18 protein-coding genes are annotated in these 25,604 nt (G+C 40.0%); 11 read left to right on the top strand and 7 right to left on the bottom strand.

Going from position 1 to position 25,604, the window contains the following annotated elements; all coding sequences use genetic code 11:
- Positions 1-251: 251 nt before the first annotated feature.
- The 3 genes from BLP85_RS08200 to plsB form a co-directional block, all read right to left on the bottom strand.
- Positions 252-1,982, bottom strand: coding sequence for a SulP family inorganic anion transporter (locus BLP85_RS08200; RefSeq protein WP_092819626.1), 1,731 nt, complete (start codon positions 1,980-1,982; stop codon positions 252-254).
- Between the two features lie 101 nt (positions 1,983-2,083).
- Positions 2,084-2,401, bottom strand: a complete 318-nt coding sequence (locus tag BLP85_RS08195; protein WP_092819625.1) for an ArsR/SmtB family transcription factor — start codon at positions 2,399-2,401, stop codon at positions 2,084-2,086.
- 183 nt (positions 2,402-2,584) lie between these two features.
- Positions 2,585-5,086: a glycerol-3-phosphate 1-O-acyltransferase PlsB gene (gene plsB, locus BLP85_RS08190; RefSeq protein WP_092819712.1), complete on the bottom strand. Its 2,502-nt coding sequence runs from the start codon at positions 5,084-5,086 to the stop codon at positions 2,585-2,587.
- 266 nt (positions 5,087-5,352) lie between these two features.
- On the opposite strand from plsB, the gene cysK reads away from it, so the two are divergent.
- Complete coding sequence (gene cysK, locus BLP85_RS08185) at positions 5,353-6,351, top strand: cysteine synthase A (RefSeq protein ID WP_092819624.1); 999 nt, start codon at positions 5,353-5,355, stop codon at positions 6,349-6,351.
- Between the two features lie 350 nt (positions 6,352-6,701).
- The gene (locus BLP85_RS08180; protein ID WP_092819623.1) at positions 6,702-7,637 is read left to right on the top strand and encodes a LysR substrate-binding domain-containing protein; all 936 of its coding nucleotides are present in this window, start codon (positions 6,702-6,704) and stop codon (positions 7,635-7,637) included.
- A 22-nt stretch (positions 7,638-7,659) separates the two neighbouring features.
- Here the strand turns inward: BLP85_RS08180 and BLP85_RS08175 are convergent, their stop codons facing one another.
- Positions 7,660-8,259 (bottom strand): TetR/AcrR family transcriptional regulator, encoded by a 600-nt coding sequence (locus tag BLP85_RS08175; RefSeq protein ID WP_092819622.1) that lies wholly within the window; start codon positions 8,257-8,259, stop codon positions 7,660-7,662.
- 827 nt (positions 8,260-9,086) lie between these two features.
- On the opposite strand from BLP85_RS08175, the gene BLP85_RS08170 reads away from it, so the two are divergent.
- The 6 genes from BLP85_RS08170 to BLP85_RS08145 all read left to right on the top strand — a co-directional run bounded on the left by BLP85_RS08170 (position 9,087) and on the right by BLP85_RS08145 (position 18,012).
- Complete coding sequence (locus BLP85_RS08170; protein WP_092819621.1) at positions 9,087-10,868, top strand: acyl-CoA dehydrogenase C-terminal domain-containing protein; 1,782 nt, start codon at positions 9,087-9,089, stop codon at positions 10,866-10,868.
- A 105-nt stretch (positions 10,869-10,973) separates the two neighbouring features.
- Positions 10,974-12,143 carry a thiolase family protein gene (locus BLP85_RS08165; RefSeq protein WP_092819620.1) on the top strand — a complete coding sequence of 390 codons (1,170 nt, stop codon included), beginning with the start codon at positions 10,974-10,976 and terminating at the stop codon, positions 12,141-12,143.
- A 118-nt stretch (positions 12,144-12,261) separates the two neighbouring features.
- Positions 12,262-13,761, top strand: a complete 1,500-nt coding sequence (locus BLP85_RS08160; protein ID WP_171259684.1) for a succinate CoA transferase — start codon at positions 12,262-12,264, stop codon at positions 13,759-13,761.
- Positions 13,762-14,293: 532 nt separating this feature from the next.
- A complete protein-coding gene (locus BLP85_RS08155) occupies positions 14,294-14,635 on the top strand; it encodes a DUF2147 domain-containing protein (protein WP_092819619.1) in 342 nt (113 codons plus the stop codon).
- A 947-nt stretch (positions 14,636-15,582) separates the two neighbouring features.
- Complete coding sequence (locus tag BLP85_RS08150) at positions 15,583-16,083, top strand: pyridoxamine 5'-phosphate oxidase family protein (protein WP_092819618.1); 501 nt, start codon at positions 15,583-15,585, stop codon at positions 16,081-16,083.
- Between the two features lie 738 nt (positions 16,084-16,821).
- Positions 16,822-18,012, top strand: a complete 1,191-nt coding sequence (locus BLP85_RS08145; protein ID WP_092819617.1) for an MFS transporter — start codon at positions 16,822-16,824, stop codon at positions 18,010-18,012.
- Between the two features lie 96 nt (positions 18,013-18,108).
- Here the strand turns inward: BLP85_RS08145 and BLP85_RS08140 are convergent, their stop codons facing one another.
- Together BLP85_RS08140 and otsB are read right to left on the bottom strand one after the other, a co-directional pair.
- A complete protein-coding gene (locus BLP85_RS08140; protein ID WP_092819616.1) occupies positions 18,109-19,542 on the bottom strand; it encodes an alpha,alpha-trehalose-phosphate synthase (UDP-forming) in 1,434 nt (477 codons plus the stop codon).
- Positions 19,530-20,327: a trehalose-phosphatase gene (gene otsB / locus BLP85_RS08135; RefSeq protein ID WP_228143270.1), complete on the bottom strand. Its 798-nt coding sequence runs from the start codon at positions 20,325-20,327 to the stop codon at positions 19,530-19,532. Before otsB ends, BLP85_RS08140 begins: the two co-directional genes overlap by 13 nt.
- 1,141 nt (positions 20,328-21,468) lie before the next feature.
- Here otsB and BLP85_RS08125 point away from each other — a divergent pair.
- Complete coding sequence (locus BLP85_RS08125; RefSeq protein WP_092819613.1) at positions 21,469-21,738, top strand: hypothetical protein; 270 nt, start codon at positions 21,469-21,471, stop codon at positions 21,736-21,738.
- 44 nt (positions 21,739-21,782) lie between these two features.
- Positions 21,783-22,124 carry a hypothetical protein gene (locus BLP85_RS08120; RefSeq protein WP_143002181.1) on the top strand — a complete coding sequence of 114 codons (342 nt, stop codon included), beginning with the start codon at positions 21,783-21,785 and terminating at the stop codon, positions 22,122-22,124.
- Positions 22,125-22,289: 165 nt separating this feature from the next.
- On the opposite strand, the gene BLP85_RS08115 is transcribed toward BLP85_RS08120, so the two are convergent.
- The gene (locus BLP85_RS08115; RefSeq protein ID WP_092819710.1) at positions 22,290-22,730 is read right to left on the bottom strand and encodes a DUF2147 domain-containing protein; all 441 of its coding nucleotides are present in this window, start codon (positions 22,728-22,730) and stop codon (positions 22,290-22,292) included.
- 590 nt (positions 22,731-23,320) lie between these two features.
- Between BLP85_RS08115 and BLP85_RS08110 the strand changes: the two genes are divergently transcribed.
- A complete protein-coding gene (locus BLP85_RS08110) occupies positions 23,321-25,519 on the top strand; it encodes an OsmC domain/YcaO domain-containing protein (protein WP_092819611.1) in 2,199 nt (732 codons plus the stop codon).
- The last annotated feature ends 85 nt before the right edge of the window (positions 25,520-25,604 follow it).

Below are 25,604 nucleotides of genomic sequence, written 5' to 3'. Positions count from 1 at the left end.
ATTTTATACCTAAAAGTGTTCTTGCTAAAAAATAATTTCCATATAAAAACTAACTGTTTATTTTTAAAGTCGATATTCTCAGTTTTTAATCAAATTGGTATATTTTTTTAAATATTCAAATAATACAAATACTTCTGATCATTCTGCTCAGTTTTATACTGCTAAGCCATTCTTTTTTGGTTTTTAATTCAAACATCACCGGTATTTTTAAATAGCACCCCCGAAATTGAGGGTGGCCATATTTATCCAATTTATCTTAAAAAAACTTCCGGGGAAAGTTCTTGCATGGCCTGAAAATGGGACAGATAAATCCGGCCACTTAAATGATTCAGCAGTTTTGAATGCCGTAATTTATCCATCACTGGACCCTTAATTTCGGAAAAGTGCAGTTTAATGTCCAGTTTATTGAGCTCGGCATTCAGGTCTTCCAGCATTTCCAGCGCACTCAGGTCAATGGCGCTGATACTGGAGCAGTTAATGACCACATGCTCTAAATCCGCGTACTGACTCATGGCATTAATCAGAAAACCTTTAAAAGTATTGGCATTTAAAAAGGTCAGGTTTTCATCTATACGCATGGAAAGGACTTTGTTTGACGTTAGCACATGATGGCGCTGGATGTTTCTAAAATGCTGGGTTCCTTCGACCAGACCAATGACGGCAATATGCGGACGGCTGATCCGCCACAGTAGCAGAATAAAGGTTGAAACAATACCCAGTAGCAAACCGGTAGAAATATCGATGCAGAGTACGCCAAAGAAGGTAATCCACATGGCAATGCCATCTGCTTTGGAATAACGCCAGGTTTCAATAAATGGCTTAAAATCAACCAGTTTCCAGATTGAGACGATGATGGTGGCTGCCAAAATGGCCAAAGGCAGGTCACGGAAAAAACCGGTAAAATAAAGGCTGACCACCACAATAAGCAGGGATGAAATGACCCCTGCCAGCGGTGTCTTGGCACCGGCATCTGCATTGACCACCGTGCGCGATAGGCTTCCGGTGACCGGAAATGCTGAACTGAGGCCAGCACTTAAATTGGATAATCCTAACGCGACCAGTTCCTGGTTGCTATTTAAATGACTGCGCTGCTGTAAGGCAGTCGCTTGAGCAATAGATAAAGACTCGACAAAGCTGATCATGGCAATCATGGCTGCACCGGGAAACAGGGTGATGACCAGATCCAGATTCCAGTAGGGCATACTCAGCGGGGGAAAACCGGAAGGGATTTCTCCTACCGTTTTAATGCCTACGGCTTTTAAGTCCAGAAAATACACCGCAGCAATCGAAATCACCACCAAACATAAAGGCAAGGCTTTCGTCAGAAATGCCGTCGAACCTATTCGACTTTGTACTGCATTGGACTGTAAAACTTTAGGAAGATAAATCAGAAAAATGAGCGCAAGCAGGCCAAAGATTAAAGATGCCGAATTGCTATATCTGATATATTGCCAAACGCTGAATACAAACTCAGGGATATTATTGGCCTTTAAAGGCACATCAACCAGAAATTTGAATTGGCCCAAAGCAATCAGCAAGGCAGAGGCAATAATAAAACTTTTGATGACCGGATGACTAATCAGCTGAATCAGAAATCCAAATCGAAAGATTCCTAATAAAAGTGAAATAATACCCACCATCACGGCAAGCAGACAGGCAGCCTGGATGTAAACGGGCGAGCCGACCTCAAACAAGGGATTGAGGGTCGCGAAGGTCATCATGGAAATAATTGCGACCGGACCAATAGACAGCGTCGGGCTGCTTCCGGCCATGGCATAAATAATCATGGGCAGAATACTGGCATACAGTCCCATAATGGGCGGTAGTCCGGCCAGCATGGCATAGGCCATGCCTTGCGGAACCAGCATGGCAATGACAATAAGAGCGGAAAGAAGGTCAGATTTAAACTTGTCTGGACTGTAGGTGCGTAACCAGCGCCAAGCGGGTAATAGCGTCGTTAATCGAGAATTTAAATCTGACATATCTAAAGCTAAATCACTATTTTAGATATATTATGCATAAAAAATGCTAAGAAGTCTTATCCGGACGGTGATCTCGACTCAATTTTCTTTTATTTATAGGATTAAATTAAATTTTTAGGACAATACAGTTGATAGAGGGTATTGAGCACCTGAACCAGTTTCTCATCTTTAATGGAATAAAAAATCTGTTTGCCCTCGCGGCGTGTGGTCACCACGTCGCTTTTACGGAGCATCATCAGTTGCTGTGATAAGGTAGGCTGGCTTATTTGTGTCATCTGTTCTATTTGCGAGACATTTAATTCCTGTTTGGCAAGATGACATAAAATAAGTAAACGATCTGGATTGGCTAATGATTTTAATATTGTGACAACAAGATCAATAGACTCATGCATAGAAGCAATTTCAAGATCGGTATTCATACAGCATTTCCATACTACGCAACAGTAACCTAGGCAGTATACTGCCTGATTAATCTCATATAGGATGAAAATGTAACATTTTCAATGGTTTTTAATGAAGGTAATTATCAGATATTCTTATATCCATTGAAATGAGGCATTTAATCTAAATTAAATGCCTAGCTGGAGTATAAATAAAACCTATTAATTCTTATGGCTCTGTTTAAATCCTTTTAATTCTTTTTCATTAAAATGAACTGCTTCAGTAATGGCCTGGCGTGTTTCAGGATCATACCAGTTAAAAATGGCAGACATTTTTTCTTCAAAATCATCACTAATGACAAAATGATTTTCTTGAGTACTGAGCAGACCATTTTGTTTAAGAATAGCAATAAAGCTTTTCAAGGTTGCGCTGTCAAAATAATAACCGGCCTGAATCTTTTTGGTTTGCGACAGCTTGTTCAGTACTGCTTTGCCCATTTTCTCCAGTTCTTTCAGGCTCAGTGCTTGCAGCGGAGCATAGTGCTGAAGTAATGTAGCAATCATGGTCATGTTATTCAGGCTGGAAGCAGACAAATGTGCCAATGTGACAAGCTGGTTTTGCATGTGTTCATCGGCTGGAATAGAAAGGGTTTGATCCTGACGAACAATCCAGCCTAAATGTTCTAAACTGCCTATAATGATGGTGATTTCTTTTTCTAATTCATCCATAGACCATTTTAAGAAAAATTCTTCCTTAAAATAAGGGTAAATATTTTTAAGGGTATCGGTTAAATAATGGATAGAAATTTTTTTATACGAATGCACCAGCATTGCAATGAGTGCCGGCAGAATAAAACAGTGCAGAATATTATTACTAAAATAACTTAACAGAATTTTTTGACTTTCAGCAACGCGCACCCAGTTTTGATCATTTTGGCTAAAGATCTCAACCTGTTTTAATTTTGCAGCATATTGAATAATCTCTGCACTCGATAATTCCGTCATGATCATTTTTGCATCATATTTCGTCGTTTTTAATACATGACGATATTGATCAATTTTGGCAATTAAATCATGTTCAGTTAAAGCATGATGTTCAGCATTCAATAAGATCAGTGAGATTAAAGAGATCGGATTAATCACTACGGCTTTATTAATATTTTCCAGGATTGAATTGGCCACCTGATTGACGGTTTGAATCACCGGTTGAGGTAATTCATCATGAATATTGAGTTTAATTTGCTTGGCCTGATGTTCAGCTAGAACCTGATCGAGAAAAACCGGTTCACCAAAATTGACATGTACCTGGCCAAAAACTTTTTCAATTTTACGGACTGAACTCAAGATGCCCCAGATCGATTCGGCTTCTTTCGGTTTGCCATTCAGTTCATTTAAATAAGAGGTGCCTTCAATCAGCTTTTCATAACCAAAATAGGTGGGAATAAAGGCAATCGGCTTGGTTGCACCACGCAAATGACTTTGGACCGTCATCGACAGCATGCCTTTTTTCGGGGGCAACAGCAGACCGGTACGTGAACGGCCGCCTTCAATAAAGTATTCCAAAGGGGTGTTGCGCGACAACAAGCTGTGAAGATATTCTTTAAAAACAGAAGTATAGAGTTCATTACCGCTAAAAGTACGACGGATGAAATAGGCACCGCCACCACGCATGATCTGACCGACCACAGGTAAGTTGAGGTTAATGCCGGCGGCAATATGCGGAACCATCAAGCCACGGTTAAAAATCACATAGGACAGCAGTAAATAGTCAATATGACTGCGATGGCAAGGGGTATAGACAATTTCGTAATCTTTGGCCAGCTCGCGCACGGTATCGAAATTATGTACTTCAATTCCATCATAAAGTTGCGTCCAGAGTTTGGTCAGCGCCAGTTCGGCAAAACGCAGGGTAGAATAGGAAAAGTCCGAAACCACTTCGGTTAAATAGCCCTTGGCGCGGTTTTCCGCTTCAAACATGCTGATTTTGTTGTCAATACTTTCTTTGCGAATGGCATCCTGCACCGTTTCGGTTTTCATTAACTTGTTAATGAGATTGCGGCGGTCCGATAAGTCGGGACCTAAAATCGCTTCTTTATATTTATTAAAATTGCTATTGAGTTCCTTGACCACAGAATGTGCCGGGGAAAAGTTTGGATATTCAATTTTAGATTTTTCTATAGCTGCTCTTAGGGAAATCGGTTTGTGAAATTCAATATAGTTTTCACGGCTATATAAAGAAATATTCAAGGCCTGCTTTAATTTGGACGGTGTCGCCCAGGCATCGGCAAATAAGGCTTTAAACCAAGAGTCTTCATATTCGGGTGAACGGCCCCATAAAACCGTCACCGGAACCAGTTCAATATCGTATTCGGGATATTTTTCCAAAGCTTCAATGAGGCGAATCAATTTTGCTGAATAATGATAGGCCTCATTTTTCGAGTTGGGCACATTTAAAGCCAGAATGGAATCATCTTCCTGATATTCTTGAATGCTTAAAGGTGCAAAAACGGAAGGCAGTTGACGTGCCTTGGCTTCAGTATCAATTAAAACCGTATTACTCAGGGATGCATCTTGTAATACATAACAAATTATTTTTTTATCTAACTGTTTTTTTATATTATTTTCTAATTCTTCAGTATTGCCCAAGACTTGAGGAGTCACGATTTTATCTAAAATTTTCTGTGTAAATTGTCGATAGAACCGGCTATAACTCTTATGAGACATTTGATTCCCTAAATCAGTTTTCATTTGCTGGATATTGTGTGCAATTGCATGAATAAATACAAACTTTATTGATGACAATTGCGTCATTTAAGTTGTAACGATTTGGTGGATATTACAAGCTTATGGGTTTAAAAAATATTGTTTTTTAAATTGAAATTGCACCTTAAGTTGAATAGGTCTAACAAGAGAAAAACTTATCTTGAAGGTCTAAATGGCTTATGATGAGCGCATAACTTTAAAATCAAAAGACAGCTCAAGGAGTTCAAATGAGTACTGATTCTGCTTTTCCAGCACCGAACAATTTAGGTATAGCGGTTTATGGTAATAATGCTGAAGCAATTGGCAATACCCCATTAATTCGCATCAACCGTGCCATTTCATCCGACGCAACCGTATTGGCAAAAGTTGAAAGCCGTAATCCGGCATTCTCGGTGAAGTGCCGGGTAGGTGCTGCTTTAATTGCAGATGCTGAAGAAAAAGGCTTGCTTAAACCGGGCATGCATATTGTCGAGCCAACCAGCGGCAATACCGGTATTGCTCTGGCATTTGTTGCGGCTGCCAAAGGTTATGACATTACCTTGACCATGCCGGCAAGCATGAGTGTTGAGCGCCGTAAGGTTTTAAAAGCGTTTGGTGCAAATCTGGTGCTGACAGAACCGGCCAAAGGCATGAAAGGTGCGGTAGATGAAGCGGTACGTTTAGCCACTGAACAACCGGATGTGTATTTTTTACCGCAGCAGTTTGAAAACCCGGCTAACCCGAAAATCCATGAACAGACCACAGGCCCTGAAATCTGGGAAGCGACTGGCGGCAAGGTGGATATTTTGGTGTCTGGCGTCGGTACGGGCGGTACCATTTCCGGTATTTCACGTTATTTTGAGCAGGTAAAAAATCAGCCGCTGTATTCGGTTGCTGTGGAACCTGCGGAATCACCGATTATTGGCCAAGCGAAACGGGGTGAGCCATTGACTCCGGGACCGCATAAAATTCAGGGTATTGGCGCCAACTTTATTCCTAAAAACCTGGACCTGGATTTAGTGGATGAAGTGATTGCCATTGAAAGTGCTACGGCCATTGAATGGGCACGCAAAACAGCCACCCATGACGGTATTCTGGTCGGTATTTCAAGTGGTGCAGCCATGGCAGCCGCGGCTCAACTGGCAGCACGTCCTGAAAATGCGGGTAAAAACATTGTGGTGATTTTACCGGATGCAGGTGAGCGTTATTTATCTTCAGTGTTATTTGAAGATATTTCAGCAGAATAATTGTTCATACCTTAAGCTTTGACTTAAATTTGAAGCGTTCAGGTTTAAGTCAAACCGTTTGATTGATGTGTTTCTTTAGATTTCTTTCATCCATCCCTTTGATTTTTCTTACGCAGACTTGAAATACATTTCAATTCTGCCCAAGGAGAAAAATAAAAAGAGGGTGTCAACCATGATGAAAGCGGTCTTTTGTGTTATTTTGGTTTTTATTGATAGAATTCATTTTATAGGCTTCAGCTGAAGCGTATCCGCATGACAGGCTATTTCGGTATAAATGGACATTGGAAATAGCCCGCAAAAGGCAGATGATATATTGCCTCTACAAATTGAAGATTTAGGGATTTGAATCGGTGTTTGAGCTCGACTGTAAATTACTCAGTGTTTTTCTTTATATTTATAAATATAAAAGTGTTTCTGTCGCAGCTGAATATCTGGCCATGAGCCAGCCCACGGTCAGCAATATCCTGAATAAAATCCGTCAGCATTATAATGACCCGCTGTTCTTGAGAATCGGCAATGAAATGGTGCCGACTGAACTGTCGAAACAGCTGTTTCCACTGGTCAGTGAAGCCTTAAGCAAAGTTGAAATCATTAATAATTTTACCGTTGATTTTGACCAGACCACCTCACAGCAAAAATTCACCATTGCCATGACCGATGTGTCGCACTTGGTGTTATTGCCGAAGATTTCCCAATATTTAAAACAGCATGCTTCACATATCCGTTTAAATGTCCGGGCCATTACTTCTGAAACCAGTTATCAAATGGCCAATGGGGAAATTGATCTGGCGATCGGTTTTCTGCCCAATCTCGAAAATGGTTTTTATCAGCAGAAACTGTTTGAGCAATATTATGTGGTGATTGCCGCCAAAAACCATCCGCGGCTCAGCGAAAACAGCTTAACTACCGAACAATATATCAATGAACCCCATATCGATATTGATGCCGGAATGGGGCATTACCATATTGAAAATGAACTGTTAAATTTAGAACTGAAACGCAATATCTTGATGCGCTTGCCGAGTTATCTGGGCGTTGGACTAGTGGTTCAGGAAACTGATGCGATTGCCACCGTACCTTATTATTTAAGTGAAGTGTTATTGTCGCGCGGCAATTTGCAGATTTTTGACGCACCGATTACTTTTCCCACTTACGCCGTCAAGCAATATTGGCATATGTCCTGCCATCATAAGACCAGCCATCAGTGGCTGCGGCAGATGTGTTACGAGTTGTTCTCGAAAATGAATGACCTGGATGACCCTATGCATAAAATCATTCATCAATAACTGATTTATTGAAACCCGGATATCAAGAAATTTTATCCGGGGTCATTAAGGCCTGGTTGATATACAGCTTGATCAGGCGTTCACGTGAACCAATGGCTTTCTGGTAATGGGTCGAATTGAGCAACAAGGAAGCACCATAAGTGACGGTCCAGATATAAGACAAATAGTCGCGAATTGACATGGCACTATTAAAGGACTTCAGATAATCATCGGTCATGTCTTTAATTTCGATAATCCGTTCTTCACGGACTTTATAGAGTTGTTCAAATAATTCTTTTAGCTTGCGTTCATTATTGGTTAAGCGTTCTTCAATTACATGCAGTAAAATGGTCCGGTTGGAATTTAACATGTTGTAGAGCATGTACTGTGAAACATAGGTTTTAATATTATTTTTATATTTTTTCGAAATTTCCAATAATCTTTTTTCATTCAAGATAATGAGTTCTAAATAGAGCTGATTCTTGCTTTTAAAATGTTTATAAATGGTGCCTTTGGCAATATCCAGTTCAGACGCAAGTTCTGCCAGGGTAATGTCCTGATTATTATCCAGCAACAGTGTTTCTGCCATGGCTAAAATTTTCTCTTTGCGTAATTGAAAATTTTGTTGGCGTACCGTATTCATCGTAAGTCCCAGAAAGACATAAATAAGCCAATTCAACATATACCGATCTTATGCATATGACAACCCAACTAATGTCTGATATGAGCTAAAAAACAAAGCATTGCTTTGTTTTTTAGCGCAAGAAAATAAAAAAACACTGCTTTGTTTTTTGGCGCAAGAAAATAAAAAGCGCTGCTTTATTTTTAGCGCAAGAAAATAAAAAGCACTGCTTTGTTTTTAGCACAAGAGAATAATAAAAAGCACTGCTTTGTTTTTAACGCAAGAAATTAACAAAGCGCTTTTTTGTTTTAGTAGAAGAGAGGCAATATAGACTGAAGGTCAACGAAGCACATTTAATCAGCTTAGATTTGCAATGGCATAGCCAAAAATAAAAGTCAATCTGGGAGAACCTGAGAGGTCAATAATCATCAATAAAATTCCAATTACCGCATAATTATTTTATTGTCTTTTTACGTTGAAAAAAGGGACTAGCCCATAAAACGCAAAGAGCAGATATGCTGATTTAACCGTATTCCATTCATGTATTTAAGCTTCGGTTTGAGGGTGGATGGTTCAGTTTAAAGTGATTTACAGAAACCATGTTTTATTCATTGCTCATTGGAGTAATGATGAATAGATTCTTAATATTCGAGCTGATGAGTAAAGTATTTTAACCTGATTTTCGCTACGTTCATTTCTCCTCATGGATGCTGAAAACCATGGAAATACCCGGAATTTGCTTAGAAAGATGGACGTTGGAATAAATCCGTTATTTCAGTATAGGTTCTTACAACTTTAAAAAGCACTTCACTATTTTTAATGCGAAGTCTTCACATAAGGAAAGCAACATGCCTATTTATAACGCCCCCCTTAAAGACATGGAATTTATTTTAAATGATGTATTTAAGGCAGATGAATTCTGGCAGGGCAATGAAAACCTCGCTCATTTAGATATGGCAACGGCGAATGCGATTTTAGAGGAAATGGCCAAGTTTTCTAAAAACGTCATCCTGGATTTAAACCGCAGCAGTGATGAAGAAGGTGGCGCACAGTTCAATAATGGTGTGGTGACTACACCTAAAGGTTTTAAAGAAGCATTTAAACAGTTTGCCGAAGGTGGCTGGGTTGGCCTGGGCGCGCCTGAAGAATGGGGAGGTCAGGGCATGCCTAAAATGCTGACGGTACTGGCGGATGAAATGATCTGGAGTACCAACCCGTCATTTATGCTGTATCCCTTACTGACTGTGGGTGCAGGCATGGCGATTAATGACCGTGCTTCCCAGGAACAAAAAGAGACGTATCTGCCAAAATTCTACACTGGTGAATGGTCAGGTACCATGTGCCTGACAGAACCACATTCTGGTACCGATTTGGGCATCATTAAAACCAAGGCGGAACCGAATGAAGATGGTTCTTTTAACATTACAGGGACAAAAATCTTTATTACCAGCGGTGAACATGATCTGTGTGAAAACATCATCCATTTGGTGCTGGCAAAAACACCGAATGCACCGGCTGGCTCTCGTGGTATTTCCTTATTCATCGTGCCGAAATTCCATGTCAATGCAGATGGATCGGTGGGTGAGCGCAATGCCGTGTCTGCAGGTTCCATTGAACACAAGATGGGGATCAAGGGTTCTGCGACTTGCGTAATGAACTTTGACGGCGCTAAAGGTTATATCGTGGGGAAAGAAAACGAAGGTCTGGCCGCCATGTTCGTGATGATGAACTACGAACGTTTATCCATGGGTATTCAAGGCATTGGTGCGGCTGAATTTGCCTACCAGAATGCTGCGCAATATGCCACCGACCGTTTGCAAGGCCGTGCCGCAACCGGTGTAAAATCGCCTGAAAAACCGGCAGATTCCATTTTAGTGCATGGTGATGTGCGCCGTATGTTGCTGAATGTTCGCGCCAATAACGAAGCATCACGTGCCTTTGCGGTCTATGTAGGTCAACAGCTCGACATTACCAAATACTCAACCGATGCTGAAGCAGTACGTAAAGCCAATGACCGTGTGGCATTGTTAACACCAATTGCTAAAGCATACCTTACCGATAAAGCTTTGGATTCGGCTTTAGAAGCCCAAATGTGCTTTGGTGGTCATGGTTATATTCGTGAATGGGGCATGGAACAGTGTATTCGTGACTTGCGTATTTCCCAAATTTACGAAGGCACGAACGGCGTTCAGGCCATTGACCTGATTGGCCGTAAGACCATCAAATGTGGTGGAACATACATAGGTGAATACATTGCAGAAATTCGTGAATTTGCACAAGGTCTGGATGATGGCTTGAGCATTAAAGCCGCTGTACTGGATGTCTGCACACAGGTTGAAGACATTACTGCCTTCATTGTGGATCAGGCAAAAACAGAACCTGATTTCTCCAATGCCGTGGCAGTAGATTACTTGCATGTGGTGGGATTGCTCAGCTTTGTCTATATGTATGCACGTATTAGCCAGGCCGCCCAACCGAAAGCTGAAGCGTTCTTCCAGAACAAACTGGTGCTAGCACAGTATTATGTAGCCAAGATTTTACCTGACCTGGCAGCACGTGTACAACGTATTCAAGCCGGTGCCGATGTAGTGATGCAGTTACCCGAGGAATATTTTACTGCCCAATCTTAAGTTTGGCACATTGCTTTAATACAGGTTGAACAAAGATGGAAATGACATGAGCTGAGGGTATAAGTTCATGTCACACAACAAGATTCATAAATTAGGATGAAAAAAATGATTGTTATTGTAAATGGTGTTCGTACCGCAATGGGTGGCTTCCAAGGCTCACTTTCTTCATGTACAGCGCCAGAACTAGGTGCAGCAGCCATTAAAGAAGCTGTAGCGCGTTCAGGTTTGCAACCGACAGATATTGATGAAGTCATTTTTGGCTGCGTTCTTCCAGCCGGCTTAAAACAGGGACCGGCGCGTCAGGCCATGCGTCAGGCAGGTTTACCTGACAGCACGGGTGCAACCACCATTAATAAAATCTGCGGTTCGGGTATGAAAGCAGTGATGCAGGCTGCCGATGCAGTGAAAGCAGGCTCAGCAGAGATTGTCGTCGCAGGCGGCATGGAGTCGATGAGTAATGCACCTTATTTGCTGGATAAAGCACGTGCCGGTCACCGTATGGGACATGGCAAAATCACCGATCACATGTTTCAGGAAGGTCTGGAAGATGCTGAAACCGGTCTTTCCATGGGTATCCTTGCCCAAGAAATGGCCGACAAGAAAGGCTATACCCGCGAACAGCAAGATAACTTTGCAATCAGCTCGTTGAGCAAAGCGGTAACAGCCATCAACAATGGCTATTTTAAAGAAGAAATCGTACCTGTAACCGTGTCTACACGTAAGGGAGACGTGGTAATTGAGCAAGATGAACAACCGCTGAATGCCAAGGTCGACAAAATTCCTACTTTACGTCCGGCCTTTAAAAAAGATGGCACCATTACTGCTGCCAATTCCAGCTCTATTTCAGATGGAGCATCTGCTTTAGTCATTACTTCAGAGGAAATTGCTGCAGAGCGCGGTTTGGCGCCAGTGGCGAAAATTGTGGCTTATGCATCTCATTCACAGCACCCGACAGAGTTCAGCATTGCGCCAGTCGGAGCGGTTGAAAAAGTGTTGAAAAAAGCCGGTTGGGATGCACAAGAGGTTGATCTTTGGGAAATTAACGAAGCCTTTGCCATGGTGGCTATGGCTGCTATGGATGCTTTCAATTTAGATGAAGCAAAAGTGAACATTAACGGTGGTGCCTGTGCACTCGGCCATCCTTTGGGTTCCTCAGGCTCACGCATTATTGTGACTTTATTGCATGCTTTAAAACGCACCGGTGGTAAAAAAGGCATTGCCAGCTTATGTATTGGCGGTGGTGAAGCAACTGCGGTTGCAGTTGAACTGATCTAAGACGTTTCCATACGGCAGAACAATAAGCAACGAATTGGAATTCGATAAGCAATAAAAGCCACCTTTTTAGCATGCTGGAAGGGTGGCAACCAATAAGTTTATTTTTGAGATTTTTATTATGAATGGTTTAGATCGCATTCGCTTAGTCTCCCTTCGCGACAAAGTTATGTCAGCTGAACAGGCGATTGAATTGATTCAAGACGGTGCTGTAGTGGGTTTAAGTGGTTTTGGCGGTGCAGGTGAGGCAAAAACGGTACCGCTGGTCCTGGCTGAACATGCCAAACAACATCCCTTAAAGATTACCCTGGCGACAGGTGCAAGCCTGGGCAACAAGATTGATGGTCGTCTTAATGAAGCCCATGCGATTGTGCGCCGTTATCCTTATCAGGCTGATCCGGGTCTGCGTAAAGCGATCAATGCGGGTGAGGTGATGTATATCGATCAGCATTTATCGGAAATGGCAGATAATATCCGTCATCATAACTTGCCGCGAATTAATGTTGCCGTGATTGCAGCAACAGCGATTACTGAAGATGGTCAGATTATTCCCACCGGTTCATGTGGTAACTCGGCCAACTTTGTGGAAATGGCAGATCATGTAATTATCGAAATTGACAACACCATCCATCCAATCCTCGAAGGGGTACATGATATTTATGTGCCTAAAGCCCGTCCAAACCGCGCGCCGATTCCCTTGATTCATGCAGGAGACCGGATTGGCACGGTAGGCATTCAGGTCAGTCCGGAAAAGATTTCTGCCATTGTCCTGAACGACCTTCCCGACACTTCATTCAATATGGATGAACCGGACCAGGATACGTTGGCGATTGCCAAACACCTGATTCAATTTTTTGAAGCTGAAGTGGCAGCAGGGCATTTACCGCAAAATCTGGGTCCCTTGCAGTCTGGAGTCGGTTCAATTGCCAATGCCGTTTTTTCAGGTTTTGAACATTCCAATTTTCATCATCTGGAAATGTATTCCGAAGTTCTACAGGACTGTACGTTTGACTTGATTGATTCGGGTAAAATGACATTTGCTTCGGGTTGTTCCATGACCTTGTCCGATTCTTGTGCACAACGGGTGATGCAGAATTTTGAGCAATACAAAGACAAGATTGTGCTGCGTCCGCAGGAAATTTCCAATAATCCTGAAATCATTCGCCGTCTGGGGATTATTGCCATCAATACCGCACTGGAGTTTGATATTTACGGCAACGTGAATTCTACTCATGTGAGCGGAACCAAAATGATGAACGGAATTGGCGGTTCGGGCGACTTTACCCGCCATGCACATATAGCGATTTTTGTGAGCAAATCGGTGGCTAAAGGTGGAGCCATTTCATCTGTAGTCCCGATGGTCAGCCATACTGACCATACCGAACACGATATTGATGTTTTGGTGACAGAAAACGGTCTGGCGGATTTACGCGGTCTGGCTCCGCGTGAGCGTGCCCGCAAGATTATCGATTTATGTGCGCATCCGGATTATCGCGATGAACTGAATGATTATTTTGAACGCGCTTGCCAGCGTGGCGGGCAAACCCCGCATCTTCTTGAAGAAGCCTTGTCCTGGCATGCGAAATTTGAAGAGACCGGAAACATGCATAAAACTGCATAAAAACCGCTGATTATGTAGAACAAAAAACCCATCTCATGATGTAATGCTGATCAGTTAAGGAGTTTAGAAATAAACTCCTTAATTTTTAGTGAGTCATGGCGGAGTCTTCCCATTTTTAATCAAACTCTTGCAGCTCATTTATTACTTTGGTTTCGCCCAAAGTAACCAAAGGCATTTGTCATCCGCAAAACTCGTCAGCCACTATCAACTAGCAAATTTATCGCAGAAACAATCATTTTTTAATGTAGTCCTGCCTCAAACAGTTGCGGATGACTTTCCCACATATCAAATACAGGCATGAATTTAAAAAAGAAAATGTCAGTCAATTTCTTAACTGACTGGCATTAATCTCATGATGGGTTTTTTAATTGCCAATTTCAGTTTTTATGGATGAAATGTGGATATAAATTTCAAAAAATGACGAAAGCAAAACAGAGACCGTACTGCCGAAACGCTTTGCCTACAACAAGCCCCTTAATCAGCAGCGTGTTCTTTTTATAATGGCCGCGTCGTAACATTCAAGGTCTTAGTTTTGAAATATCTTCAATATTTTTCAGCAATCTCACTATTACTATTATTAACGGCTTGTACCAAGGAAGCACCGGATTATCAGGGAACCTGGAAAAATACCGTGGAAAATCCAAAACTTGAAAATTCTCTGGTGATTGCCAAAAATGGTGACCATTATTTCATTACCAATACTTTAAAAGATAAAGAGACAGGTAAAATTGAAAAGAAAAATCCTGTTCCTGCTTCAGTGGGTGAAAATGGTTTTCTTGAGGTGAATGCAGGTGCCGGTGTGGTTGATTTTGCGATTGACGAAAAAACCGGAAATCTGGTGGGTTCTGGCTCTATCTATAAGAAAGCAAAATAATCATAGACACATACATCTACAGAAGATGTCATGAATGCGTATGATTCATGACATTTTTTGCTGAAAAAGCGAATAAGGTCGCATCATCTTCAAACCAATAATCGACTTTCGCTCGAATTTTCTTTATTTCATATGCTGAATCTTGATTATAGATCAATGATAGCGATGCTTATGTCATTGTGAAAGGGGAAATGGTGAAAATGGATTTAGGCGATGTAATATATTTAGCGTCATCGTTGAGAGCAGAATGACATTGCCGTTTGACATAACCGATTAAGCCAGCATTTTGCGATCGCAGATTTCTGGCCAAACCATCGTCAAAATTATCCGTGTGACCTTTAATGAACCAGATCAGGTCAAAAATCTGCAAGACCAGAAGCTAAGGAAACAACTTGGTGCAATAGCCTGACATCAAGATATAAGATTTAATTCAAATATAGATGGATTCCACTGAAAAGCCTCATATTTTAATTTGGGGCTTTTTTATTTTGCAGAAATCATTCATTTTGTTTTTTTGGCATAGTTTCTGCTTTATATAAATTACCAAATAAACAGAGGAGAGCCATTCATTTGATCACTCAAAAACAATCATCGGTCAATTCCGTATGTATAAAAAAAAACCGTACATGCGCTATAAAATGAAAGACCTTGATGAATCAATCAAACTTAGTTTAAAGCAAGTTTCAAACAGCCCCAAGTTAAGCACTAGGGGCTTTTTTTCTGTATCTCATTTTCATTCTTATTTGTTTCAAGAATCTGAAAACCTTCCCAGCTGAATGTAACAGAATGGGTCTTCGTTATTTCTTATGATCATTGCTACCAGCTTTTATTATGCAAATGTATAAAATCAGTGAGATAGGATATTCAAACTGAAAAATATAATTAATCTGGAACAGAAGTAAACCGTAAAACTAGAGCATTGATAGGCTTGTTTGAGGAGAAAAATGATGACAGATAGTCAAAATCGCGAAAAATTATGGAAATTGATTAAAGAAGTACGCTTTTCCATGATCAGTCATACCACTGAAACGCAGGAAATCCATTCCCAACCCATGACCATGCTCAACTCTAAGCAGATGGATGAACACCAGAATCTGTATTTTATCTTGCGAGATAGCAATGATCTGGTGAATGCGATTGAGTCGGGCAGGAATCATATTGGGCTCTCCTTTGCCAAGCCTTCAGATGATATTTATGTGTCGATTAGTGCACATGCACAGATCAGTACTGACCCTAGCCTGATTGATGAACTCTGGAATCCATGGGCTGAAAACTGGTTTAAAGGAAAGGATGATCCGAGTGTACGGGTTTTAGTGGCAAGAGCCATTAGCGCAGAATACTGGAATGTCACTGACAATAAAATCACTCATCTGTTTAAGGTGGTAAAAGGAAGTATCACGGGTAAAACTGATGAACCGGATGCAGACCATCAAAAAATGAATCTGTAGCACTTTAACCTTGCCTGATTGAAGATCATTAGCCTAAAAAATAAATCAAAATACTGGTATTTAAAAAATGAGCTCTGTAGCTTAAAACCTATAGAGCTTTTTTATCGGATCATCGAGATAATTGAATAATCATTTTACTTTTCAAAGGAAAGGTGAAAGAAGGTTATTCACCGATAAAACTTGGTCGATGTGAGTATTAAAAAATAAGCTCAAGGTGAGTTCATGCCTGCAGGTAGAGGCTTACCATAAAATTAAGATATTGAATCTTTGGGTGATTTTATAATTAAGTCTTATATCCTATAAAATAAATATAAAAAATAGTGATGAACAACAAATTTAAATTTAGTTTTCCTTCTAAATAATGGCCATAAAACTCTGTGAAAAAATCAGGAAAATTTTTGGAATAATTTTTATAATAATTTCAATCATCTTATGAGGTTGATAAAAATTTAAAAAATATAAATTATTGTTTTGTTTAAATTATTTTAATTCTGATTAAAGCTTTTAATTTATTGATCGCCTAACGCTATGAGCTGATTATATCCCCATGTCAGTTACAAAATATTTTTTAAAATGGCTAAAAAATAGGATTGATTTGTTCTTTTTTTGTGTATAATTTCGCCAAATTAAAGCCCTTGTAAATTTATAGAAAATATCTATAAGTCTGCAGGGGTTTTTCTCTGGGAATTATCCTGAAAAGGGACGGCCAAAAAACCTATTTCTTGTGGTGGCACACATATGTTTTTAACTAAAACAGCACATCTGGATCATGCAGCTCAGCACTCTGCACAGCGTTTATCGACTTTACTGAGCTTCTTCAGTTTAGGTCTAAGTACCGCAGCATGGGCTCCGCTTATACCTTATGCGCAGCAGCGACTTCACCTGAATCATGCCGATTTTGGTACTTTATTGCTATGTATCGGTGCAGGTTCCATGCTGGCAATGCCTGCAACAGGTTTGCTGATCCAGAAAGCGGGTTGTCGTGCCATTATTTCCGTAGCCCTTTTATTGTTGCTGATGGTTTTGCCTACCTTTGCCTTAACCAGCAGTATCTTGATCATGGCCATTGCTTTGTTCCTGTTCGGTACAGCTGCAGGTAGCCTGGGTGTGGCAATTAATTTACAAGCTGTCATTGTGGAAAAAAACAGCGCTAAAAGCATGATGTCCCAGTTTCATGGCATGTGCAGTTTAGGTGGCCTGACCGGAGTCATGACTGTTACTGCCTTACTTGCAACAGGTGTGAGCCCCTTGATGAGTGCTTTGGCCATTTGTCTTTTATTGGTGGTTTTGAGCATATTGGCTGTGCCTAACAGTTTATCGGTCATTGAAAAGGAACAAAAAACTGATACGGCTGAAGCTGAAAGCAAGACTAAAAAATTACCCAGCCCCTTAATTATTTTGATGGGTCTGGTGTGTTTTATTGCATTTCTTTCAGAAGGTTCGGCAATGGACTGGAGCGGGATTTATCTGATCAATGAATATGGCGTAAAACCTGCTTTAGCAGGTCTGGCTTATACCTGCTTTGCAATTGCCATGACTTCGGGGCGTTTTGCGGGACAGTATTTAATCAAGGCTTTAGGTGAAAAAAATATCATCATCTACAGCGCAATTTGTGCAGCGCTTGGACTGTTTACGGTGGTTGTTGCTCCACACTGGATCGTGGTTTTATTGGGCTATGCTTTACTGGGTTTAGGATGTTCTAATATCGTTCCTGTAATGTTTTCACGTGTAGGCCGTCAAAATGTCATGTCCAAAGCAGCCGCATTGTCATGTGTTTCTACCATGGCGTATACAGGTTCATTACTGGGACCTGCTTTGGTGGGGATTAGCAGCGAAATGATGGGTTTGTCTGTGGTTTTTGGGTTTATTGCGACCTTACTGTTAACGATTGCTTTCTTGAACCATTTTACTCAAGTTAAAACAGCCTGATGTTTTAATTGACCTTGTTTAATTGAACGAGCATATCCAAATGGATATGCTCGTTTTTTTTTACAGGTCAAATATAAACTTTTCGTTTTCGATAATTTAATAATTTGCAATTTTAGAAAAGAATTTTTTAGTGACAGGCGGGAGGATATTCACTTTTTCAACGCCTTTCAGGTCGGCTAAAAATGCATTACGCCAGTCATTGATATCAAAACTTTTTAAACCATTCATCAATTGCTGATAACGTTCCAATCGTTCAGATTTTGCCATGGTTAAAGCTTTTTTTAATGCCTGAATCATGCTGTTGCAATTTTCAGGATCGACGATTAATGCTTCAGACATCTGTGCTGCTGCACCCGTGTATTTTGAAAGAATCAATACCCCGGGATTTTCAGGGTCCTGTGCAGCGATAAATTCTTTAGCCACCAGATTCATCCCGTCACGCAAAGAATTTACCCAGCAAATATTGGCCTGCCGATAAATTTTCATTAATACATCATGTGAAATGGTGGCATGGGTACAGTTGATCGGTAACCAGTCATCTTGTGAAAATTCCTGATTAATCCAATCCACCTTGGATTGTAAATGATCAAATAAATCTTTATATGCAGCAATTTCCATACGGCAGGGACAGGCAATCTGGATGTCGGTAAGATGTTTATGATATTCAGGATTGCTCTGTAGAAATGCTTCCAGGGCACTAAACCGTTCGATTAACCCTTTGGAATAATCAATGCGATCGACACTAATAATGGTTTGCTGATCATTTAGGTTCTCAAATTCAAATACGGCAGCAGTATTTTCATCTTTTTGTTCGGCGACTTTTTGAATCAGTTCAGGGTTAACCCCGATAGGATAGCATTGCACAGTAACCTGATGATGATTAAAGTTTAACATGTGGGTATTGATAGGCTGGGTAGCCAGGTAATGACTACACACTTGCATACACTGCTGTTGGTCATGTTCAGTTTGCAGACCCACCACATCATACTGGCAAAGGTCCTGAATCAAGGAAAGGGCCGTTGGAATTAAACTCCAGATTTTTAAGCCGGCAAAAGGGATATGCAAGAAAAACCCAATTCTATTTTTCATGCCCATTTCACGACAGTAACGCGCCACACTTAAAAAATGATAATCATGCACCCAGATTAAATCGTCGGGTTCGGCCATTTGTTTGAGCTGTCTGGCAAATAGCTGATTAACCTGTTGATAGGTCGTATATTGCTGAGCCTGGTATTCAATTAAATCGGCGCGATCATGCATTGCCGGCCATAAAGTATTATTGGCAAAACCGCAATAATAATTTTGGTACTGTTCTTCGGTTAAAGGACATGTAACGTATTCCACACCTTTATATTCGGTTTGATTAAAATGCGGTTGTTGATGATTGGCAATTTTTTCACCATTCCAGCCTAACCAGATTCCACCAATATCTGCAAGTGCATCCTGCAATGCCACTGCTAATCCGCCAGCGGTAGACTTATCGGGATGGGGTAAACTGACACGATTCGATAATACGATTAATCTAGACATGCTTTTTCTCCATCTGATACTTGAGACAGTCTCAAACAATGTGTTTTTAAGAATTGTGAAAATAAGTCAAGAAAATCAGCAACATCTTCAACATTTTTCAGTCGGTAATGTGCCTGGGTAGGTTCTGGTCCAACTTTTATACTGATCCCTTGCAAATGATTGATTACCTTGAAACCGGATTCATCGGTTGTGTCATCGCCAATGAAAACAGGTAAAACATCCTCAAAATTTAAATATTCCAATAGCGTTTGAATCGCTTGGCCTTTATCTGCCTGTTGGGGCAGCAATTCAAATACACATTTGCCTTCATTTATTTTCAGTCCTGGATGGGTATTCAGGACCTCTTCAGCAATTTGTCTTGCAATATCGGCCAGTTCAGGATATTGACGATAATGAATGGCAACAGAATAAGTCTTGTTTTCAATCAACAGTTGAGGGTAGGGGCGACAACGTTTCTGAACATCATGTTGCAGTGAAGAAAAATGAATGTCATCTGTCGCAATGCTGAATTGAGTGTGGTCATCGATTTTTATTTCCAGACCATGCGTACCCGCAATAGGCAGTTGTAAAGGAAACAGGAGTTCTGAGGCAGCCTGGACTGAACGGCCAGTAAGGAAGATGACCGAAACATTCGAATCACTTAACTGCTGTATAGTGTTTAAGGTGGTGAATGGAATAAAGCTTTGAGCGGGATCAGGATGAAATTCTGATAATGTTCCATCAATATCCAGAAATAAACAGTACTTTTTATCACGGGATAAATAAGGGATTATAAACTGTAACAAGTTATGAGAATAATATTGATCAGGGGGGTAATAATTACTTGAGCTACACATATTAACTGTCTATTAATTGTTCGATTAATTTATAAATATCATTAAAAAAATGATTGAGGGATAAAATTATTATTAAAGCTACATAAAATAAATAAATTTTACATAATTTATTCTTATTTTATTTTTATCGAATTTTGCATCTGTGCCCGATTAAAGGTTGAAAAATTTTAAATTTTAAGGTGTTAAAGAGTGAAAGTGTAGATTAAGTCTCATTCTAATTATTTTATTACATTTGAAATTAGATTAAAATTCTTGCAAAATTCGCAAGAAAACAAATTGTAAGCTTTGATATTTAATGAATATATAGTTGAAAAATAAAGTATTAAACTTTCCATTTAAATATTGTTCTATTACATAGTTACATTCTATATAACTTTGATTACAAGAATGTACATTGACGCATATTTGTCACAATGCAATATTTTTGCAATGAAAATATATTGAAATATTAAATGCATCATTGAATTGGATATAAAGCTGCTTTCATAAATTCCCTTTAATTCTTCCTATGGTAAAAATAAGGAGGGTGTAAACAATTATGAAAGAGATTATTATCTTTAAGCTTTTAACTGGTGTTATTTTGAAATAATTTTTCAAAATATTAGGAATGTCTTCGGCTTGATTATAAATTTTAATTAAAAAATCATTACCATTTTTAGGAGGAAGTTAAAATTTATTGTTCTTAATTATTTTCGTGAGCAGATGCTTATTTATTTGGTTTTCATTTAATTTATAGAAATTTTGACCATGATTACTTTAGAAAAAATATTGTTATGGGATTTATCGTGTTTAATTTGCAATTTGGTTAAATCTGAATGTGAAACAAATAATATTTATGAAGATAAAGCTGAGTACTTCACCAGATGTTTAATAAAGTATACAGAAATAAAAGGCTACGAATATTTAATTGTTAAAACACATTTAACTATAACTTTGATCATTAATGAATTTAAATTTACTTTCTGGGTTGTCGAAATTCCTGAAATTCAATCATGGAGATTATTTAAAAAATACGTTTTTAAAGAACTCAAATACAATTTCTATAAAATCTAGTTAAATCAATCTAAACATATTTACACAGGCGAAAAGCATGAATATGCAAAATGAATTATGTACTTTGGAACAAATCTATAATTTTTTACTTATGCGTCCTTATTTTCATAAGCACAGCCAGTTTGAGAAGCTAAAAGAATTTTTTTATGAAATCCATGAAATGAATGGCGGTTTTTTTGAAGTTAAAAATTCTTATAGCTTTTTAGGGACATTTAACGGTAAGCAAAAGGTCATAGATTCAACCCATTCTCCTGATTTTCTTGATAAAAAAATATTCTTACAATGGGTGATTAAACAGATCAATTAAAGGCAGGATAAAAAGTATTTTATGCTCTCTAGCTTGGAAATGTGATGGATGGAATAAATATGGTCAAAAAATATATAGGCTTGGTTGCAATCGCATTCCTTGGATTAGTGGGATGTCAAACGCATAATATGGATAAAACCTCATTGGTTATGATTACAAAATCATTAGGAACCAAACAGTGTTCGGAGGTCAATGCCGATAATCAGCTTCAGCAACTGAAGCGTGAATTAGAACAGGCAAATATTAAAGTTTTTGCTGCTGAAATCGGTACGGATCAAATGTCGCATATTGCTTTATGCGGTGCAGACGACGGTAAAATCGCGATTTTCAAAATTAGACAAGCGTCCGTTATTAGTGCTGAAAACATGGGTTATAAAATAAAATAGCGGATGAATAATGATTGCCGATTTAATTTTATTGAAATGACAAGTCAACAAGCTTAGGGAAAGAGAGGAGTACGGCTTTTAGGAGAGCTGTTTCAGAAAGATTGTGTGATTTGCAATGAAAAGCGACTGATGAAAGTCGCTTTTATTTGATTCAATCTCATGCTGTTAATAGATACGTACCCAAGTCTGGCTGCGGCCTAGGGCAGATATGCCAATATAGCCACGGCCATTTAAAGTTTTGCCATCTTCCGAGAGTCTGGCATTAAAGCTATAAGTTTTACCATTTTTAGGATCGGTAATTTTTCCACCATCATAGCTATTGTTTCCGGCTTTTTTCAGTCCGGATACAATCTGTACGCCTTGAAGCGGTTTATTAAAAAATTTACCCTTGCACTTGGTACATTTTTCTCCTTCAGTGCCTTCCAATACATCTACAATCTTTGCTGAAAGCACGCCCTTGGATGTTTCAGTAAATTGAACCACAGATAAGGGTTTCTTGGTCACATCATCAATCGTTTTCCATTTGGTTCCATGTAATGGATCGGCAGCCAGAGCCAGTGTGGAAACGAGCGACAGTCCGATTATGCTTAGCGTTGTTTTTATCATCATTTGACCTCAACTGATTTGAGTAAACTTTTTTTGTAGAAATGCTTGAAGTCAGGGTTCGAGTTCAGACTTCAACAGGCACAAAATGCAGGCTTGCAGTTTGTAGCTCAAATCTTATTGAAAGATTTGGTATCTATTGTGGAAATTTTTATGCGCTTGTGTGTTGAACCCTTTAATTGGATGTAATTTTTATTTTCTTTTTCTACATAATTTGATTGAAATTTACTTTATTTCACAATTCATGCTGAAGCTCCACATCATGTCCAGTCATGGTTTATGCCTGAGTAAGACTTATAAGACCTATATATAGTAAAGGGTCTGGAAATATTGTCTTGATACTGCTTGCTCTAAATTGTCCTGTTTTAAGCATTTCTCATCAATAGGCGAGAACAGCAGACAAAAGTTATCAATCAGGCAAAATCCCTCTATAATACCGTCCATCATTTCTAGGGTCGGTCGTTTACTCTGCTATACGAATGGCACTAGTCACACTATTTTTTTAAGCCAGTTTCCTGTCTGTGATTCGGCTTATATTTTATTTTCTGATTTTTATGTGTTGCACTGACACATAAGAATATTTAGGTGCCCGCATGGAAATTAAGGTCAATTATCTTGACAACCTTCGACAAGAAGCCAAGTTCGATGATTTCACGGTAATCGCCGATCAACCCATCCGCTATAAAGGGGACGGTTCAGCGCCAGGTCCCTTCGACTATTTTCTCGCCTCATCAGCCTTATGTGCCGCTTACTTTGTAAAGGTGTACTGTGCGGCGCGTGACATTCCAACCGATAACATCCGTTTGTCACAAAACAATATTGTAGATCCGGAAAACCGTTACAAGCAGATTTTTAAAATTCAGGTTGAACTTCCGGCCGATATTTCCGAAAAAGACCGCCAGGGTATTTTGCGTTCAATTGATCGCTGTACGGTAAAGAAAGTGATTCAAACCGGTCCGGAATTCGTGATCGAAGAAGTGGAAAGCATTGATGCCGATGCACAAGCCTTGCTAATGCCGAGCTTGACTTCGGAAAGCAGCACCTATATTCCGGGTAAAGACCTGCCTTTAGAAGAAACCATCGCCAATATGTCCGGCATTATGGCGAACCTGGGGATGAAAATTGAAATCGCATCATGGCGCAACATTGTACCGAATGTGTGGTCTTTACATATTCGTGATGCCCAATCGCCAATGTGCTTTACCAACGGTAAAGGCTCGACCAAAGAGAGTGCCCTGGCTTCAGCTTTGGGTGAATTCATTGAGCGTTTGAACTGCAACTTCTTTTATAACGACCAGTTCTGGGGGCAAGATATTGCCAATGCTGAATTTGTTCATTACCCGGATGAAAAATGGTTCCAGCCAGGTCCAAATGGGGAATTGCCAAAAGAAATTCTGGATGAATACACTTTAGAAATTTATAACCCTGAAGATGAACTGCTGGGCACACATTTGTATGATACCAACTCGGGTAATACTATGCGCGGAATCTGTTCATTGCCATTTGTGCGTCATTCTGATGGTGAAACGGTTTATTTCCCATCCAACCTGATCGAAAACCTGTATCTTTCCAATGGTATGAGTGCGGGGAATACCTTGGCCGAAGCCCAGGTCCAGTGTTTATCTGAAATTTTTGAACGTGCCGTTAAACGCGAAATTTTAGAAGGTGAGCTTGCACTTCCGGATGTGCCTGAACATGTACTGGCAAAATATCCAAAAATTGTTGAAGGGATCAAAGGTCTGGAAGAGCAAGGCTTTCCGGTACTGGTTAAAGATGCGTCTTTAGGCGGCCAGTATCCGGTAATGTGTGTGACTTTGATGAACCCACGTACCGGTGGTGTATTTGCCTCTTTTGGTGCACATCCGAACTTTGAAGTCGCTTTGGAACGGAGTTTGACTGAACTGCTCCAAGGTCGCAGTTTTGAAGGCCTGAATGATCTGCCTAAACCGACATTCAGCAGTAACGCGGTAACCGAGCCGAATAACTTTGTCGAGCACTTTATTGATTCCAGCGGTGTCGTGTCATGGCGTTTCTTTAGTACCCAGTCTGACTACGCGTTTGTAGAGTGGGACTTTACCAACCAAGGTCAAAACTCCAATGCTGAAGAAGCGGCAATGTTGTTCGGCATTCTGGAAGATATGGGCAAGGAAGTGTACATGGCCGTGTACGAGCATTTAGGTGCAACCGCTTGCCGTATTTTAGTACCGGGTTATTCGGAAATTTATCTGGTTGAAGATTTAATCTGGGATAACACCAACAAAGCCTTATTGTTCCGTGAAGATATCCTTAACTTGCACCGTTTGGATGAAGACCAGCTGGTCGCTCTGGTTGAACGTCTAGAAGATGTTGAAGTAGATGATTACACTGAAATTAGTACCTTGATTGGTATCGAGTTTGACGACAATACGGTATGGGGCCAGCTCACCATTCTGGAATTAAAACTGCTGATTTATATAGCTTTGCAAGAGTTTGAAGAAGCCAAAGAGCTGGTGGAAACTTTCCTGCAATACAATACCAATACCGTTGAGCGTGGCTTGTTCTATCAGTGCATGAATGTGGTGCTCGAAGTAGAACTTGACGATGACATGGACCTGAATGATTACGAAATCAATTTCCGCCGTATGTTTGGTGATGAGCGTATGGATGCGGTAATCGGCTCGATGGACGGCAGTATCCGCTTCTATGGTTTGACTGAGACCAGCATGAAGCTTGAAGGGTTGGACCGTCATTTACGTCTGATTGATAGCTACAAAAAACTGCACGCAGCGCGAGGCAAAGCTGTGTCGAAGTAAACTCTTATTGAGGAGGACTCGGGTTTTCCTCTAATAACGAATATCCGCAAAAAACGGCTTGTTCATAATGAATAAGCCGTTTTTA

The organism is Acinetobacter kookii (assembly GCF_900096895.1).
Classification (GTDB): Bacteria; Pseudomonadota; Gammaproteobacteria; order Pseudomonadales; family Moraxellaceae; genus Acinetobacter; species Acinetobacter kookii.
This window is presented reverse-complemented; position numbering and strand designations above follow the sequence as displayed.

Bases quoted from the DNA above. Each gene is read 5' to 3' on its own strand.
- BLP85_RS08200 (WP_092819626.1), bottom strand. From the start codon at position 1,982: ATGTCAGATTTAAATTCTCGATTAACGACGCTATTACCCGCTTGGCGC.
- BLP85_RS08195 (WP_092819625.1), bottom strand. From the start codon at position 2,401: ATGAATACCGATCTTGAAATTGCTTCTATGCATGAGTCTATTGATCTT.
- plsB (WP_092819712.1), bottom strand. From the start codon at position 5,086: ATGTCTCATAAGAGTTATAGCCGGTTCTATCGACAATTTACACAGAAA.
- cysK (WP_092819624.1), top strand. From the start codon at position 5,353: ATGAGTACTGATTCTGCTTTTCCAGCACCGAACAATTTAGGTATAGCG.
- BLP85_RS08175 (WP_092819622.1), bottom strand. From the start codon at position 8,259: ATGAATACGGTACGCCAACAAAATTTTCAATTACGCAAAGAGAAAATT.
- BLP85_RS08170 (WP_092819621.1), top strand. From the start codon at position 9,087: ATGCCTATTTATAACGCCCCCCTTAAAGACATGGAATTTATTTTAAAT.
- BLP85_RS08165 (WP_092819620.1), top strand. From the start codon at position 10,974: ATGATTGTTATTGTAAATGGTGTTCGTACCGCAATGGGTGGCTTCCAA.
- BLP85_RS08160 (WP_171259684.1), top strand. From the start codon at position 12,262: ATGAATGGTTTAGATCGCATTCGCTTAGTCTCCCTTCGCGACAAAGTT.
- BLP85_RS08150 (WP_092819618.1), top strand. From the start codon at position 15,583: ATGACAGATAGTCAAAATCGCGAAAAATTATGGAAATTGATTAAAGAA.
- BLP85_RS08145 (WP_092819617.1), top strand. From the start codon at position 16,822: ATGTTTTTAACTAAAACAGCACATCTGGATCATGCAGCTCAGCACTCT.
- BLP85_RS08140 (WP_092819616.1), bottom strand. From the start codon at position 19,542: ATGTCTAGATTAATCGTATTATCGAATCGTGTCAGTTTACCCCATCCC.
- BLP85_RS08125 (WP_092819613.1), top strand. From the start codon at position 21,469: ATGAATATGCAAAATGAATTATGTACTTTGGAACAAATCTATAATTTT.
- BLP85_RS08120 (WP_143002181.1), top strand. From the start codon at position 21,783: ATGGATGGAATAAATATGGTCAAAAAATATATAGGCTTGGTTGCAATC.
- BLP85_RS08115 (WP_092819710.1), bottom strand. From the start codon at position 22,730: ATGATAAAAACAACGCTAAGCATAATCGGACTGTCGCTCGTTTCCACA.
- BLP85_RS08110 (WP_092819611.1), top strand. From the start codon at position 23,321: ATGGAAATTAAGGTCAATTATCTTGACAACCTTCGACAAGAAGCCAAG.